The 15682-nt window shown below is 69.5% G+C and carries 11 protein-coding genes; 2 read left to right on the top strand and 9 right to left on the bottom strand.

Translation table 11 applies throughout. From position 1 onward, the window contains the following. Positions 1 to 160: 160 nt before the first annotated feature. Both OID54_RS28015 and OID54_RS28010 read left to right on the top strand, forming a co-directional pair. Positions 161 to 4855 (top strand): DEAD/DEAH box helicase, encoded by a 4695-nt coding sequence (locus tag OID54_RS28015; RefSeq protein ID WP_329023919.1) that lies wholly within the window; start codon positions 161 to 163, stop codon positions 4853 to 4855. A gap of 70 nt (positions 4856 to 4925) precedes the next feature. Next, complete coding sequence (locus OID54_RS28010) at positions 4926 to 5741, top strand: Fpg/Nei family DNA glycosylase (protein WP_329023918.1); 816 nt, start codon at positions 4926 to 4928, stop codon at positions 5739 to 5741. A 107-nt stretch (positions 5742 to 5848) separates the two neighbouring features. Here the strand turns inward: OID54_RS28010 and OID54_RS28005 are convergent, their stop codons facing one another. The 9 genes from OID54_RS28005 to OID54_RS27965 all read right to left on the bottom strand — a co-directional run bounded on the left by OID54_RS28005 (position 5849) and on the right by OID54_RS27965 (position 15405). Then, positions 5849 to 6139 (bottom strand): hypothetical protein, encoded by a 291-nt coding sequence (locus tag OID54_RS28005; protein ID WP_329023916.1) that lies wholly within the window; start codon positions 6137 to 6139, stop codon positions 5849 to 5851. 462 nt (positions 6140 to 6601) lie between these two features. After that, a complete protein-coding gene (locus OID54_RS28000) occupies positions 6602 to 7072 on the bottom strand; it encodes a Dps family protein (protein ID WP_329023914.1) in 471 nt (156 codons plus the stop codon). Between the two features lie 314 nt (positions 7073 to 7386). Next, entirely contained in the window at positions 7387 to 7770 is a 384-nt protein-coding gene (locus OID54_RS27995; protein WP_329023912.1) for a helix-turn-helix domain-containing protein, read from the bottom strand. Between the two features lie 109 nt (positions 7771 to 7879). Beyond that, a complete protein-coding gene (locus OID54_RS27990) occupies positions 7880 to 8389 on the bottom strand; it encodes a CinA family protein (RefSeq protein ID WP_329023910.1) in 510 nt (169 codons plus the stop codon). Then, the gene (gene pgsA, locus OID54_RS27985) at positions 8386 to 9051 is read right to left on the bottom strand and encodes a CDP-diacylglycerol--glycerol-3-phosphate 3-phosphatidyltransferase (protein WP_329023908.1); all 666 of its coding nucleotides are present in this window, start codon (positions 9049 to 9051) and stop codon (positions 8386 to 8388) included. The genes OID54_RS27990 and pgsA overlap by 4 nt, the downstream gene beginning before the upstream one ends. Then, positions 9048 to 10607, bottom strand: coding sequence for a 30S ribosomal protein S12 methylthiotransferase RimO (gene rimO, locus OID54_RS27980; protein ID WP_329023905.1), 1560 nt, complete (start codon positions 10605 to 10607; stop codon positions 9048 to 9050). The genes pgsA and rimO overlap by 4 nt, the downstream gene beginning before the upstream one ends. Positions 10608 to 10737: 130 nt before the next feature. Beyond that, a complete protein-coding gene (locus tag OID54_RS27975; protein WP_329023904.1) occupies positions 10738 to 11565 on the bottom strand; it encodes a helix-turn-helix domain-containing protein in 828 nt (275 codons plus the stop codon). A 204-nt stretch (positions 11566 to 11769) separates the two neighbouring features. Continuing rightward, entirely contained in the window at positions 11770 to 14571 is a 2802-nt protein-coding gene (locus tag OID54_RS27970) for a DNA translocase FtsK (RefSeq protein ID WP_329023902.1), read from the bottom strand. A gap of 153 nt (positions 14572 to 14724) precedes the next feature. Further along, complete coding sequence (locus OID54_RS27965) at positions 14725 to 15405, bottom strand: response regulator (protein ID WP_329023900.1); 681 nt, start codon at positions 15403 to 15405, stop codon at positions 14725 to 14727. Positions 15406 to 15682 lie beyond the last annotated feature (277 nt).

Genomic DNA, 15682 nt, shown 5'->3' with positions numbered 1-15682 from the left:
GAGCCCGCACCCGGCAGGAGCCATGGCTCACCCCTGTGGGCGCGGCCTCGCACCCATGGTCGACACGGCGCCGCCCGCAGGTCGGTCCGCGGTCCCTCGGCACCGGGGGGGTGATCAACCGCGGTGCCGATTGTCAGTGGCGCGGTGCACGATGGGGACCATGGCCAGGACTGCACTCGACTCGTTCTCTCCCGCCACCCGGAGTTGGTTCGCGGGGGCGTTCAGCGCGCCTACCGCCGCCCAGGAAGGTGCCTGGCAGGCGATCGGCGAGGGCTCGGACGTCCTGGTCGTGGCCCCGACCGGCTCCGGGAAGACCCTGGCGGCCTTCCTGGCAGCGCTCGATCGGCTGACGGCCACCCCACCGCCCGCCGACCCCAAGGCCCGCTGCCGGGTCCTCTACATCTCTCCCCTCAAGGCCCTCGCCGTCGATGTGGAGCGCAACCTCCGCAGTCCCCTGATCGGAATCCGTCAGGAGTCGGTGCGGCTGGGTCTGCCGGAGCCCGAGGTCCGGGTCGCGATCCGGTCCGGCGACACACCGCCTGCCGAGCGCAGATCGCTCGCCACCAGACCGCCGGACATCCTGATCACCACGCCCGAGTCGCTGTTCCTGATGCTCACCTCGTCCACGAGGGATGCCCTGGCCGGGGTGGAGACGGTCATCCTGGATGAGGTGCACGCCGTCGCGGGCACCAAGAGGGGCGCCCATCTCGCGCTGTCGTTGGAGCGACTGGACGAACTGCTGCCGCGTCCCGCCCGGCGCATCGGTCTGTCCGCGACGGTACGGCCGGTGGAGGAGGTCGCCCGCTATCTCTCACCACAGCGGCGGGTGGAGATCGTCCAGCCGCCGTCGGGCAAGGAGTTCGACCTGTCGGTGGTGGTCCCCGTCGAGGACCTGGGCGAGCTGGGCGGCTCACCAGCGGCGGCCGGGAGCTCCGGTGGAAGCGCCGACGGCGGCGACCGACCGTCGATCTGGCCCCACGTCGAGGAGCGGATCGCCGACCTCGTCCAGGCCCACCGCTCGACCATCGTCTTCGCCAACTCCCGCCGGCTGGCCGAGCGGCTGTGCAACCGCCTCAACGAGATCGCCTACGAGCGGGCGACGGGCGAAGCCCTCCCCGAGGGCGCGCCACCGGCCGAGATCATGGCCCAGTCCGGGGCCGCCCACGGCGCTCCGCCCCTGCTCGCCCGGGCCCACCACGGCTCGGTGTCCAAAGAACAGCGCGCCCTGGTCGAAGAGGACCTCAAGGCGGGGCGGCTCCCCGCGGTGGTGGCCACCTCCAGTCTGGAGCTGGGCATCGACATGGGCGCGGTCGACCTCGTCATCCAGGTCGAGTCGCCCCCCTCGGTCGCGTCCGGCCTTCAGCGCGTGGGGCGGGCAGGGCACCAAGTGGGCGCGGTCTCCACCGGCGTGGTCTTCCCCAAGTACCGCGGCGACCTGGTGCAGGCGGCCGTGGTCACCGAGCGGATGCGCAGCGGCTCCATTGAGGCACTGCGCGTCCCGTCCAACCCCCTGGACGTCCTGGCACAGCAGCTGGTCGCCATGGTCGCGCTCGACGTCTGGCAGGTCGACGACCTCTTGGCGCTGGCCCGCCGAGCGGCCCCCTTCGCCTCCCTGCCGGAGTCCGCCTTCACCGCCGTACTGGACATGCTGGCCGGGCGCTACCCATCGGACGCCTTCGCCGAGCTGCGACCGCGCGTGGTGTGGGACCGCGTCGCGGGCACGGTCACCGGCAGACCGGGTGCCCAGCGGCTCGCGGTGACCTCGGGCGGCACCATCCCGGACCGCGGTCTCTTCGGTGTCTTCCTCGTCGGATCCGACCCCAAGAAGGGCGGCGGCAGGGTCGGGGAGCTGGACGAGGAAATGGTGTACGAGTCACGGGTGGGGGATGTCTTCACGCTCGGCACCACCTCCTGGCGGATCGAGGACATCACCCGGGATCGCGTACTAGTCACACCCGCACCCGGGGTGCCCGGAAGACTGCCCTTCTGGAAGGGCGACCAACTGGGCCGACCCCTGGAGCTGGGGCGCGCCGTCGGCGGCTTCCTGCGCGAGGTGGGTGCGCTCTCCGAGGAGGACGCGCGGCTGCGGCTGCTGGCCGCCGGACTCGACGCCTGGGCCGCGCAGAATGTCATCGCCTACCTGGACGAGCAGCGACGCGCCTGCGGTCACGTCCCCGATGACCGGACCATCCTGGTGGAGCGGTTCCGCGACGAACTGGGCGACTGGCGGGTGGTGATCCACTCGCCGTTCGGCGCCCAGGTCCACGCCCCGTGGGCACTGGCGCTCGGCGCCCGACTCACCGAGCGGTACGGCATGGACGCCCAGGTCATGCACGCCGACGACGGCATCGTGCTGCGACTGCCCGACGCGGATCTGATGAGCGATCTGATGGGTCTCGACCTGCTGGACCAGGACCAGGGCCAGGGCACAGCCGACACCACGTACGACAGTGCACAGGCCCCGGTCGGTGCTGCCGATGCCGTCTTCGACCAGGGGGAGATCGACCGGCTCGTCACCGAACAGGTCGGTGGATCGGCGTTGTTCGCGTCCCGGTTCCGGGAGTGCGCCGCTCGGGCGCTGCTCCTGCCGCGACGAAGCCCGGGCAAGCGCACCCCCTTGTGGCAGCAGCGCCAGCGGGCCGCCCAATTGCTCCAGGTGGCGAGCGAGTTCGGCTCCTTCCCCATCGTCTTGGAAGCGGTCCGCGAATGCCTTCAGGACGTCTTCGACGTCCCCGGCCTCGTCGAGCTGATGGGCGACATCGAAGCGCGTCGGGTCCGCATGGTCGAGGTGACCACCACGGAACCCTCCCCGTTCGCCCGCTCCCTGCTGTTCGGCTATGTCGCCCAGTTCCTGTACGAGGGGGACTCACCCCTCGCCGAACGGCGCGCCGCGGCCCTCTCGTTGGACTCCCGCCTGCTGTCCGAACTGCTGGGACAGGCCGAACTGAGGGAACTGCTCGACGCCGATGTCCTCATCGAACTCGAACGGGAGCTCCAGTGGCTCACCGACGACAGGAGGATCAAGGACGAGGAGGGCGTCGCCGATCTGCTGCGAATCCTCGGTCCCCTCACCGATGCCGAGTTGGCCCTGCGCGGGGGCGACCCCCAGTGGGCCCGCGACCTGGCCGGCGCGCGTCGGGCGATTCGGGTCAGAATCGCGGGAGCGGACCACTGGGCGGCCATCGAGGACGCAGGCAGGCTGCGGGACGCACTGGGCACCGCACTGCCGGTGGGGGTTCCCGAAGCGTTCACCGAGCCCGTTAAAGATCCGTTGGGCGATCTATTGGCCCGCTTCGCGCGGACCAACGGCCCCTTCACCTCGGTGCAGGCAGCGGCCCGCTTCGGGCTGGGCACGGCCGTCACCGATGGGGCGCTCCAGCGACTCGCAGCAGGCGGGCGCATCGTCCACGGCGAGTTCCGCCCGCCGATGGGCGACCATCCCGCGGCGGACTCCCCCGCCTCGGCCACCGGCATGGAATGGTGTGACGCCACGGTCCTGCGTCGCTTGCGCCGCCGTTCGCTGGCCGCCCTGCGCCAGGAACTGGAGCCGGTTCCCCCCGCCTCACTGGCCGCGTTCCTCCCCCCGTGGCAGCACATCGGTGCCCGGGATCTTCGCGGCATCGACGGACTGGCCCGGGCGATCGAGCAGATCCAGGGGGCCAGCGTGCCCGCCTCCGCACTGGAGAAGCTGATCCTCCCCTCGCGGGTCCAGGGGTACGCGCCCACCCTGCTCGACGAACTGACCACGACCGGCGAAGTCCTGTGGGCGGGCGCCGGAGCACTGCCCGGCAAGGACGGCTGGCTCTCCCTCTACCTCGCCGACACCGCCCCCCTGCTCTTGCCACCGCCTCTCCCCCTGGAGCTCACCGCCCTCCATGAATCGGTGCTGACCGCCCTCGCCCCCGGATACGGACTGTTCTTCCGGCAGATCGTCGATCAGGTGCGGGCGACCACCCACCCGGACGCCACCGATCCGCAACTGGCCGACGCGATCTGGGAGCTCACCTGGTCCGGGCGGCTCACCAACGACACCCTCGCCCCGCTGCGCTCACTGCTCGGCTCGGGCCGTACCGCCGGCTCCACGGCCCATCGGGCGAGACGTCCCGTGCCCCGAGGCAGATACGGGGGGCTGGTGACGGCTTCCAGCCGCCCCGCGTCCCGCGGTGGACCTCCGACGGTGAGCGGTCGCTGGTCCGTCCTGCCCGTCATCGAGACCGATCGCACCCACCGCGCCCACGCCCTGGCACGCACCTTGTTGGACCGACACGGCGTGGTGACGCGCGGGGCCGTCGCCACCGAGGGCGTACAGGGCGGATTCTCGGCCGTCTACCGAGTGCTGGCCGCCTTCGAGGACAACGGCCAGGCGCGCCGCGGCTATGTGGTGGAGGGGCTGGGCGCGGCCCAGTTCGCCATGGACGGTGCGGTGGACCGCCTCCGGGCCGTGTCCACCGCTCGCGAGCGGGCCGACACCAGTTCCGCACAGCAGGCCGTGGTGCTGGCCGCCGCCGATCCCGCCAACGCCTACGGGGCTGCGCTGGGCTGGCCCGAATCCCCGGAGGGCGCCGGCCACAAACCCGGACGCAAAGCGGGTTCCCTGGTGGTGTTGGTCGGTGGGGAACTGGCCCTGTACATGGAGCGCGGCGGCAAGACCCTGCTGTCCTGGGTACACGATCTGGACGACCCGGCACTCATCGCCGCCGCGGGCGCCCTGGCGGAGGCCGCGCGCGTGGGAACACTGGGCACGGTCACCGTCGAGCGGGTGAACGGCTCACCGGCGCTGACCTCGCCCTTGGCGTCGGTGCTGGAGGCCGCGGGCTTCCACGCCACGCCCAGGGGGCTCCGAGTACGCCCCTGACGCCCTCTTCCCTGGCTGCCAGCAGCTTGGGACTGCCCGTCTGTCTCGGGAATCGCGCATCATGGGTTCCATGCCCGAAGGCGACACCGTCTGGCGTACCGCGCAGCTGCTGCACTCGGCTCTCGCGGGGCAGGTGCTTACCCGCTTCGACCTGCGGGTCCCGCGCTTCGCCACCGCGGATCTCACCGGTAGGCCCGTTCTGGAGGCCATCGCGCGGGGCAAACACCTCCTCACCAGGATCGAAGGCGGGCTGACCCTCCACTCTCATCTCAGGATGGACGGGGCTTGGCGGATCTTCCGCGCGGGCGAGCGCTGGCACGGCGGCCCCTCGTACGAGATCCGAGCCGTCCTGGGGAATCCCTCGCACACCGCGGTCGGCTATCGGCTCCCCGTACTGGAGCTGATCCGCACCACCGACGAGGAGCAGGCGATCGGCCGGCTGGGGCCCGATCTTCTGGGCCCGGACTGGGATCCGGACATCGCGGTGACCAATCTGCTCACCGAGCCGTCCCGCCCGCTCGGCGAGGCACTCCTCGACCAACGCAATCTCGCGGGCATCGGCAATGTCTACAAGTCGGAACTCGCATTCCTCGCCGGTGTCACTCCCTGGTCACCCGTGGCGGACCTGCCGGCCGGGGTGCCGGAGCGACTCATGATCACCGCCCATCGGCTTCTCACCGCGAACCGGAACACATTCGACCGGCAGACGACCGCCCGAACACCGGGTGGCGGTAGTACGGCGACCCGACTGTTCGTCTACGGCCGCTCGGGGATGCCGTGCCTGCGATGCGGCGCGACAGTCCGCAGGGCCGCACAGGGCCAGGGGCCGGGTGCCGAGCGGGTGACCTACTGGTGCCCGGGCTGCCAGCAGGGGCCCGTGCGCTGATGTGCCGCACGGATCGCGCGATCGAAGTGCGCCATGGAGGTGCCCGTACGGGGGTGCTCCGTGGAGTACGACGCGCGCCGCATCACCCACGGGCTGCCTCACCGCACTCAGCGAGCCGAACGACGTCGCTGCGATGCCCTGGTGACGGCTGTTCGCGCCGCGTTCGCCCTGCTCACCGAAGCTCTGGTGGCCGAGGCACGAGCCACCCAACCGGTCCCGGCGCGGGCTGCCGTCACATGAACCGGCAGCAGGCTGAGTCCCCAGCCACCCGCAGCAACGGCACCTTCGACAAACCCGGTGCGCTCCGGAATGAGCGCCAGCCGCAACACTGCCCACCACCACACTCCGGCGACCAACAGCGCGGCCAGGAGGCCGAGGGCCACCCCGCGTCGTGCCATGGCTGCCTCCCTCACGCCCACCGTAGACCGGCACGATCACCCACAGGGAGGGCGCACCGGATGCAAGCCCGGCGCACACCTCTGGAGGAGGGGGTGTCGCTCTGTCGTGACGCCTTCTCAACAACCCGTGTGGCCGCTTGAAACAGCCGCCCATCAACTGCTGTTCGGTTCAGACTGCTGGCGCGGTCCAGTCCCGAACCGGCCGGCCGCCTGCGGGACCGCCGCCCCTGGTCCGACGGGCGCTCGACGAGCACCGAAGACCACGGGGGCCAGGCACGACCCACGATCCGACCGTTGCCCATCCCGCGGGCCGACCGGCTTCCGGTTCCCAACCGCGCAGGACCCGCGCCGATCGAACCGTGAACCCACGCCAATCGAGCCGTGAACCCGCAGCGGTCGAGCCGTGGGCCGGCGGTCCGCATGGCAGCGCCGCCGGCCGATCACATCGCCCCGGCCGCGGGCTCAGGCGGTCTCCGCCTGGAACATCCAGGCGTGCTTTTCCAGGTCCGCGGTGAGACCGATCAGGATGTCCTGGCTCACCGGGTCGGGCTCACCGGTCACATTGATGCGTTCCCGCATCCGTACGATGACGGCGCCCAGCGCGTCGACGAGGACCCGTACGGCGTCGCCGTCCTTGATCCAGCCTTCGGGGACGGTCCCGATGGCGCTCTGAGATGCCACGGTGGCCGCACGGCCGTCCGGGGTCACACCGATCGCCGAACAGCGTTCCGCCACGGTGTCGGAGTGCAGCCGGGCCGTGTCCACGACCTCGTCGAGTTGGAGGTGGACGGAGCGGAACCGCGGGCCCACCACGTTCCAGTGCACCTGCTTGGCCACCAGGCCGAGGTCCACCAGATCCACGAGCGCGCCCCGAAGGGCGTCGCCGACCGCCTTGAGGTCGGTCTCGGACAGGGGGCTCTTCACGACAGACATGCATGTCCTCCACTCGGTTGTCGGTCATTCCCACCATGACATAGGCCCCCGAACCAGACATTCGGAGGGGGTCTCCTGGGAGACCACATGCACCCAGACACGGTCATTCGCGCGCCTACCCCGCAAATCGACAACCAAAAGCCCCGGACCACCACCCTTGGGGCGGCGACCGGGGCTTGTCCCGCATCACACCAGTGGACCGTGCATCAGCCAGTCGTCGGCTTCTGCCATCGTCCCTCGCACGGACCTGTAGCCGAGAGCGAACGGACCCGGCCGGACCTGATCCGACCTGATCCCACCGATCTCCCTACCGATCAGGCAGCGACGACATCGACAGCTTCCGCCGGAGCCTTGATGGTCACCCGCTCGGTCGGCACACCTGCCACCGACGTCACGGAGACCGAGTTCAACATCGAGCGCACTGGTGCAGGCACCGGCTCAGTGGCTGCTGCCGACTGAGCCAATTCGGCGAGCGACAGTTCGTCGCTCACTTCGCGCATGAGCTCGGACATCCGTACATCAAGCGCGTCGCAAATCGCGGAGAGCAGTTCGGAGGAAGCCTCCTTTTGCCCCCGCTCCACCTCGGAGAGATAGCCGAGTGAGACTCGGGCGGACGAGGAGACTTCGCGCAGAGTACGGCCCTGGCGCTGGCGCTGCCGACGCAGCACGTCACCCAACAGGCGACGGAGCAGAATCATCGGTGGCTCCCTCCTCGGACCGCGTAGCCGCATCCTTCACGCCCCACCGTACCGCCTTGCGCTGCGGCCGTGCGGGGAGCGATGTCGTGTTCACTCAGGGCTGCAAACATCAATTCCCCCCGTTCTGTTCCGTATCCTGTGCCCGCGCATTCCCGCGGAGTTCATCGGCGAGGAGTCCGAGCACGCTCCGTACACTCTCTCTACGGATTTCCGCCCGGCTCCCGTTCAACCTCAGTGCGGCCACATTCCCTGTTCCGGTCGGGCCTGCAACGGCCACGTAGACCGTCCCCACCGGCTTGCCGTCCTGCGGTTCGGGTCCGGCCACTCCGGTGGTGGCGATGCCCCATGAGGCCCCCAGCAGGGTGCGCACTCCCCTGGCCATCTGCTGTGCCACCTGCGGGTCCACTGCACCGCGCTCCGCCAGGAGGGCCGCGTCGACATGGAGCACGGTGTGCTTCAGGGCGGTCGCATAGGCGGTCACCGAGCCGCGAAAGGCCGCTGACGCCCCCGGAACGGCCGTCAGTTCCGCCGCGACCAGTCCGCCCGTGAGGGACTCCGCCACGGCGACCGTCTGACCACGCTCCGCAAGCACGGCCAGGATCTCGGCAGCCGCCTTCATCGTCCTCCACCGACCGCACCGCGGGCCTTGGCTAGCCCTCTGCGGCGCATCACGATCGCCTGTCGCACGTAATCGAGTCCGGTGATCACCGTCAGCAGCACGGCGACCGCCATCACCCAGAAGCGCATCGTGGCCAACGGGCCCGTCAGCGCGAGGACGTACATGCCGACCGCCGTGCCCTGGGCGAGCGTCTTCAGTTTTCCGCCGCGGCTGGCCGGAATGACGCCATGACGGATCACCCAGAACCGCATCAAGGTGATGCCCAGCTCACGGAAGAGAACGACCCCGGTCACCCACCACGGCAGGTCGCCGAGCGCCGAAAGACAGATGAGCCCGGAGGCCATGATCGCCTTGTCGGCGATCGGATCGGCGATCTTCCCGAAGTCGGTGACGAGGTTGTAGGTCCGGGCGAGGTGTCCGTCGAAGATGTCGGTGATCATGGCCACCGCGAACGCGGCCCACGCCCAGGCGCGCCAGACCGGGTCGTATCCCCCGTCCTGGAGCATCAGAAAGACGAAGCCCGGCACCAGGACCAACCGGACCATGGTGAGGATGTTGGCGATGTTCCACAGACTGGCCTGATTGACCGCTGCGGCACCCAGCTTGCCGCCGGGTACGGGCTTACCGGTGCCGCCCCCCGTGGAAGCCGGCACTCCGGTCATCTGCCCGCCCCCTCGACCGGAATCGGGCGGGCGCCGCCCTCCGCCGACCGAGCAGCCGCCCCGACCGGGACGAGGTCGCCGTCGAGGTCATCGCCGGGCAGACCGCAGTATTCGGCCACCAGGTCGACGCCTTCCGTGGCGACGACCTTCGCCCTGACCATACGGCCGGGCACCAAGCCCTCACTCGCGGTGAAGACGATCTGCCCGTCGGTCTCGGGTGCCTGGTGCGCCGCCCGGCCCACCGCTCGCTCGTCGCCGTCCGCACCCCCGATGGATTCGACGAGCACCTCCAGGCTCTCCCCGAGGCGCTCCTCCGCACGCTGCGCGGTGAGCTCCTCGGCGAGCCGGGACAGATGCGCCAGCCGTTCGGCGATCACGTCGTCGTCGAGTTTGTTCTCGTAGGAGGCCGCCTCGGTGCCGTCCTCGTCCGAGTAGCCGAAGACGCCGATGGCATCCAGCCGCGCGCCCGTCAAGAAGCGCTCCAACTCGGCGAAGTCCGACTCGCTCTCCCCGGGGAAGCCCACGATGAAGTTGGACCGGACGCCGGCCTGCGGCGCCTTGCCCCGGATCGTCTCCAGCAGCTCCCAGAAGCGCTCGGTGTCACCGAACCGCCGCATCGAGCGGAGCACGCTGGGAGCGGAGTGCTGGAAGGAGAGGTCGAAGTACGGGGCGATCTTCGGCGTCGAAGTGAGCACGTCGATCAGCCCGGGCCGCATCTCGGCGGGCTGAAGGTAGCTGACCCGCACCCGCTCGATGCCGTCCACGGCCGCCAGCTCGGGCAGCAGCGTCTCCAGCAACCGGATGTCGCCCAGGTCCTTGCCGTACGAGGTGTTGTTCTCGGAGACCAGCATGACCTCCTTCACCCCCTGCTCCGCCAGCCAGCGGGTCTCACCGAGGACATCGCTGGGTCGCCGGGAGATGAAGGAGCCGCGGAACGAGGGGATCGCGCAGAAGGAGCAGCGACGGTCGCAGCCGGAGGCCAGCTTCACGGACGCGACCGGGCTGGTGCCCAGCCTGCGGCGCAGCGGCGCACGCGGGCCGGAGACCGGTGCCACGCCCTCGGGCAGATCGGTGGGTGCCCCGTGGCCGGGGAGCGCCACTTCCGAGGCCGTGGACGCCTGCTGCCGCTCGGCAGGGCTGAGCGGCAGGAGTTTGCGTCGGTCGCGCGGGGTGTGGGAGGCGTGGATTCCGCCGTTGAGAATGGTCTGGAGCCGGTCGGAGATGTCGGCGTAGTCGTCGAACCCGAGCACGCCGTCGGCTTCGGGCAGCGCTTCGGCGAGTTCCTTGCCGTACCGCTCGGCCATGCAACCGACGGCGACCACGGCCTGGGTTCTGCCGTGGTCCTTCAGATCGTTCGCTTCGAGGAGCGCGTCGACGGAGTCCTTCTTCGCGGCCTCGACGAACCCGCAGGTGTTGACGACGGCGACGTCCGCATCGGAGGCTTCCTGGACGAGCTCCCAGCCATCCGCTGCCAAGCGGCCTGCGAGCTCCTCCGAGTCCACCTCGTTACGGGCGCAGCCAAGAGTGACAAGGGCGACGGTACGGCGTTCGGGCATGGGCTCAAGACTACTTTGTCCTGACCCACGCCCCTGCCGCCAGGCCCGTCGGCGGGTGTCCCGATGGCCGCTCCGCTGCTTCTGGCCCCTCGGGAACCGGCTGTCCGCGCCGCGTCTGAGGTGCGCTTACTCAGCCGGCCTCGGGGTCGCCCTTGGTGTAGGAGAGTCGCTCGACCTGTCCCGGCTTGAACTCGTCCTCGACCTTCTTGCCGTTCACGAACAGCTCGATCGCGCCGGCATTGCCCAGGATGAGATCGATTCGATCATCGTCCTGGAAGGTCCGGGAATCGCCCTTGTTCAGCGTGCCGTCGAACAGCAGCTTGCCGTTGTGGGACTTGACGGAGATCCAGCTCTTGTCTTCGAGCACGGACAGGGTGACCGTCACCTTGTCCTTCGGCACGGCGGCGATGGCACCGTCCGACGGGTCGGGCTTGGGGTCGGCGGGCTTGGTGTTCGTGGCCTTGGTGGGCTGCGGCTTCTCCTCCGCTGCCGGTCCCTCGGCGACCTGCTGCTTCTTTCCCCCGTCGTCCTCGCCGTTGAAGAAGGTGAAACCGACGAAGCCCACCACGGCGACGATCGCGGCCACCATGGCGGCGGTCCAGTTGGGACGGCGCGGTTCGGGCCGGATGCGCTCGGCCTCGAACAGGGGTGCGGCAGGAGTCGGGGCGGGCCTGCCGCCGTGCTCGGAGTCGTACTGTGCGACGAGCGGGTCGGGGTCGAGCCCGACCGCCTGCGCGATCATGCGGATGTGACCGCGGGCGTAGACATCGCCGCCGCTGCGGGCGAAGTCGTCCTGCTCGATCGCATGCACGATCGGGATGCGCACCCGGGTGGTGGCACTGACCTCGTCTACGGTCAGACCTGACGTGATACGGGCCTGCTGGAGGACACGGCCGATCGAAGGCCGCTCTTCCTCTGGGGAAGGCCGGTCGTCTTCGGGGGAGTTGCCGATGGACACGGGGGTGCCTTTCGAGCGTGTAACCACCTGCTGGAGGTTCAGTGTATGGGTGGTACGAAAGGGTGGGGCAACCGGGCGGACAGACTTTGTACGCCATCGGAATGGCTGGTGACGTCCGCGACGGTGAGGGCTGTCGTGACGGTTACACCGCCTCTCCCTCAACTTGACGTTCGACCGGGGGAAACGGTTGCCCATCAAAATCCCTCAACTCTGAGACTCCCCCCGGATGACGGCCAGCACGCCATCGATTTCATCGGACTTCACCAGGACGTCGCGGGCCTTGGAACCCTCGCTGGGGCCCACGATGTTGCGGGACTCCATCAGGTCCATCAGGCGTCCGGCCTTGGCGAAGCCGACCCGCAGCTTGCGCTGGAGCATCGAGGTGGACCCGAACTGGGTCGACACCACGAGTTCGGCCGCCTGGCAGAGCAGGTCAAGATCGTCGCCGATGTCCTCGTCGATCTCCTTCTTCTGCTTGGAGCCCACCACGACGTCGTCGCGGAAGACGGGGGCCATCTGATCCTTGCAGTGCTGGACGACGACGGCGACCTCGTCCTCGGTGACGAAGGCGCCCTGCATACGGGTGGGCTTGTTCGCGCCCATCGGCAGGAACAACCCGTCGCCCTTGCCGATCAGCTTCTCCGCGCCCGGCTGATCCAGGATGACCCGACTGTCGGCCAGCGACGAGGTGGCGAAGGCCAACCGGGAGGGCACGTTCGCCTTGATCAGCCCGGTGACGACGTCGACGGACGGCCGCTGGGTCGCCAGTACCAGATGGATGCCCGCAGCGCGCGCCAGCTGGGTGATGCGGACGATGGCGTCCTCCACGTCACGGGGGGCGACCATCATCAGATCGGCCAGCTCGTCGACGATCACCAGCAGATACGGATAGGGGTGGAGCTCGCGTTCGCTGCCCTCGGGCAGCTTCACCTTTCCGTTGCGAATCGCCTGGTTGAAATCGTCGATGTGTCGATAACCGAAGGCGGCGAGATCGTCATAGCGCAGGTCCATCTCGCGGACCACCCACTGGAGCGCTTCCGCGGCCCGCTTGGGGTTGGTGATGATCGGGGTGATCAGATGAGGAATGCCCTCGTACGCGGTGAGTTCGACCCGCTTGGGGTCGACGAGCACCATGCGTACATCCTCCGGAGTCGCCCTTATCATCACGGACGTGATGAGGCAGTTGATGCAGGACGACTTGCCTGAGCCGGTCGCCCCCGCGACAAGGATGTGCGGCATCTTGGCGAGGTTGGCCATCACATAGCCGCCCTCGACGTCCTTGCCGAGCGCCACCAGCATCGGATGGTCGTCCTCCGCGGCGTCCGCGAGCCGCAGCACGTCCCCGAGGTTAACCATCTCCCGGTCGGTGTTGGGAATCTCGATGCCGACGGCGGACTTGCCGGGGATGGGCGAGATGATCCGTACGTCGGGGCTGGCGACGGCGTACGCGATGTTCTTCGTCAGGGCGGTGATCCGCTCGACCTTGACGGCCGGGCCGAGCTCGACCTCGTACCGGGTCACAGTGGGACCGCGGGTGAATCCCGTGACGGCGGCATCGACCTTGAACTCCATGAAGACGTTGGTGAGCGAGGCCACGACGGCGTCGTTGGCCGCACTGCGCGTCTTCCCGGGCCCGCCCCGCTCCAGCAGATCGAGGGAGGGCAGCGAATAGGTGATGTCCCCCGCGAGCTGAAGCTGCTCGGCACGCGCCGGCAGGGCCTGCGAGCGCTCGGGCGCGGGCTTGGTCAGGTCCGGTACGCCCGAACCGGTCGCCGAGGCGGGTTCCTCGGCCCGCTCGGAACCACGGGCGGGCGGCACGGGCGAGGCGGCCTGGCGGCGGTCCGCGGTCACGTCCCGGGTGAGGCCGGCGACCAGTGGTGACGGCGGCAGGCCGTTGTAGACGGCGCCGTCGAGTGCAGCGGCAGCCGCAGCGGCGACGTCGACGGCGTCCATCGGCCGATCTCCGGTGGGCGGTGCCGACTGCCTACGGGGCCGCCGGCGCTGCGAGAGCGCGTCCTCCTCGGCGGACTGGGGCGCGTACTCGGTTGCGTACTCATCGGAGGATCCACGGCGTGCGCCGGCACGCCGGGTGCGACCGGGTACCGACTCGCGCCACTGTTCCTCGTACCGTTGCTCGTCGTCGCTCAACTCGTCGTCGTCCGCCAGGACCGGATTGGGCTGGACGAGTCCCAATCTGGTGCCGAGCAGCCGAAGCCGCTGCGGAATGGCGTTCACCGGCGTCGCGGTGACCACGAGCAGGCCGAAGACGGTCAGCAGGAGCAACAGGGGTACGGCCAGCACTTCGCCCATCATGAAGACGAGCGGCTTCGACGCTCCCCAACCGATCAGTCCGCCCGCGTCCTGCATAGCCTCGGTGCCCTCGCCCCGGTCCGGGGAGCCGCAGGCGATGTGCACCTGCCCCAGAATCCCGACCGCCAGGGCGGACAGGCCGATCACGATGCGACCGTTCGCCTCGGGCCGCTCCGGATAGAGGATCAGCCGGATTCCAACGGCACCGAGCAGTATCGGCACCAAAAGATCGAGCCTGCCGAAGGCACCGGTCACCAACATCTCGACCAGATCGCCCACCGGGCCACGCAGGTGCGACCAGGTGCCCGCGGCGACGATCAGCGCAAGCCCGAGCAGCAGCAGGGCGAGACCGTCCTTGCGGTGCGCGGGATCAAGGCCCTTCGCACCGCGTCCTATTCCGCGGAACACCGCGCCCACCGCACGCCCGAGCCCGAGCACGAGGGCACGCAGGAGGCGCAGTACGCCCCCGGTGGGAGACGGCGCAGGCTTGGGGACCGGCCTCTTGGCCGCTGTCTTCTTGGCGGGCACCCTCTTGGCCGGGGGCCTCTTGCCCGGGGCGGCCTTCTTCACCGGCGCCTTCTTGGCCGCTGCCGCCTTCTTCACGGGGCCGGCGGCACCGCTCGCACGGCCGGCGCGCGGCTTCCCGCCGGTGCCTGTAGTGCCGGGGGAACCCTTGCCGGACGTACGTGAGGCCATGGGGGTGAGGTTACCGGTGTGAGGGGCGGTGGACACGTGTGCGTACCGCTTCACCCGTTCGTGTCGCCCGGACCGCACGCGCTCATCACACAACTGTGCCGTCATTCGGCGCGGTGCCCGACCTGCGGCTCAGCGGGAGGTTCGGGGGGTGATTCAGTTCTGCGAGGGGAGGGGCGACGGGCCGCCCGTACCCGGCTCCAGGGCGTCCAGAGCTCGGCGCAGGCCGGTCAGTTTGCGTTCGAGATGGGCGGCGGTGGCCACGGCGCCGGCATCCGCGGATTCGTCGTCCAACTGCTTGGAGAGCGCTTCCGCCTGCTCCTCCACCGCCGCGAGCCGTGCGGACAGCTCTGCAAGCAGCCCCACAGACTCCTTGCTGACGCCCGCGCCGCTCTGCCCACCGCCTTCGAGCTGTAGCCGCAGCAGCGCAGCCTGCTCCCGCAGTTTGCAGTTCTTCATGTACAGCTCGACGAAGACCGAGACCTTGGCCCGGAGCACCCAGGGGTCGAACGGCTTGGAGATGTAGTCGACCGCGCCCGCCGCGTATCCCCGGAAGGTGTGGTGCGGGCCGTGGTTGATCGCCGTAAGAAAGATGATCGGAATGTCTCTGGTCCGCTCCCGCCGCTTGATGTGCGCGGCGGTCTCGAAGCCGTCCATGCTGGGCATCTGAACATCCAGCAGGATGACCGCGAAGTCGTCCGTCAGTAGCGCTTTGAGCGCTTCCTCCCCTGACGATGCCCGCACCAGCGTCTGATCGAGCGCGGAGAGAATGGCCTCCAGCGCCAGCAGATTCTCCGGCCGGTCATCGACCAGGAGGATCTTGGCCTTCTGCACCATGCCCCGTCCTCCTCGCCCCGGCTTGGGGTCTCATCGGCTCCGTGAACCGCAAGACGCACCGGGCGCCACCCCAGGGGACGACTCCCTTGCGCCGCCCGTCCTTGTGCCGGTCATGGTAGCCGCACCCTGCCCGTCGCCACACCCTGTCACCGGGATGTCACTGTGCACAGACCGGAAACGCACCGGGAGACCAGAAGGTTCCCCGAACACCACCGTCTCACACACCTTCGGCCAGAGTCGGTCAGTATCGATCAGCAATTACCCAAGTTCTCCGCCT

Source organism: Streptomyces sp. NBC_00690 (genome assembly GCF_036226685.1).
GTDB lineage: Bacteria > Actinomycetota > Actinomycetes > Streptomycetales > Streptomycetaceae > Streptomyces.
The sequence above is the reverse complement of the archived record's forward strand: the minus strand, read 5'-3'. Positions and strand labels throughout refer to the sequence as shown.

What these genes read in the sequence shown, in the direction of transcription:
- OID54_RS27995 (WP_329023912.1), bottom strand. Translation starts at nt 7,770, where the DNA reads ATGATTCTGCTCCGTCGCCTGTTGGGTGACGTGCTGCGTCGGCAGCGC.
- OID54_RS28005 (WP_329023916.1), bottom strand. Translation starts at nt 6,139, where the DNA reads ATGGCACGACGCGGGGTGGCCCTCGGCCTCCTGGCCGCGCTGTTGGTC.
- OID54_RS27965 (WP_329023900.1), bottom strand. Translation starts at nt 15,405, where the DNA reads ATGGTGCAGAAGGCCAAGATCCTCCTGGTCGATGACCGGCCGGAGAAT.
- pgsA (WP_329023908.1), bottom strand. Translation starts at nt 9,051, where the DNA reads ATGACCGGAGTGCCGGCTTCCACGGGGGGCGGCACCGGTAAGCCCGTA.
- OID54_RS27970 (WP_329023902.1), bottom strand. Translation starts at nt 14,571, where the DNA reads ATGGCCTCACGTACGTCCGGCAAGGGTTCCCCCGGCACTACAGGCACC.
- OID54_RS28000 (WP_329023914.1), bottom strand. Translation starts at nt 7,072, where the DNA reads ATGTCTGTCGTGAAGAGCCCCCTGTCCGAGACCGACCTCAAGGCGGTC.
- OID54_RS28010 (WP_329023918.1), top strand. Translation starts at nt 4,926, where the DNA reads ATGCCCGAAGGCGACACCGTCTGGCGTACCGCGCAGCTGCTGCACTCG.
- rimO (WP_329023905.1), bottom strand. Translation starts at nt 10,607, where the DNA reads ATGCCCGAACGCCGTACCGTCGCCCTTGTCACTCTTGGCTGCGCCCGT.
- OID54_RS28015 (WP_329023919.1), top strand. Translation starts at nt 161, where the DNA reads ATGGCCAGGACTGCACTCGACTCGTTCTCTCCCGCCACCCGGAGTTGG.
- OID54_RS27990 (WP_329023910.1), bottom strand. Translation starts at nt 8,389, where the DNA reads ATGAAGGCGGCTGCCGAGATCCTGGCCGTGCTTGCGGAGCGTGGTCAG.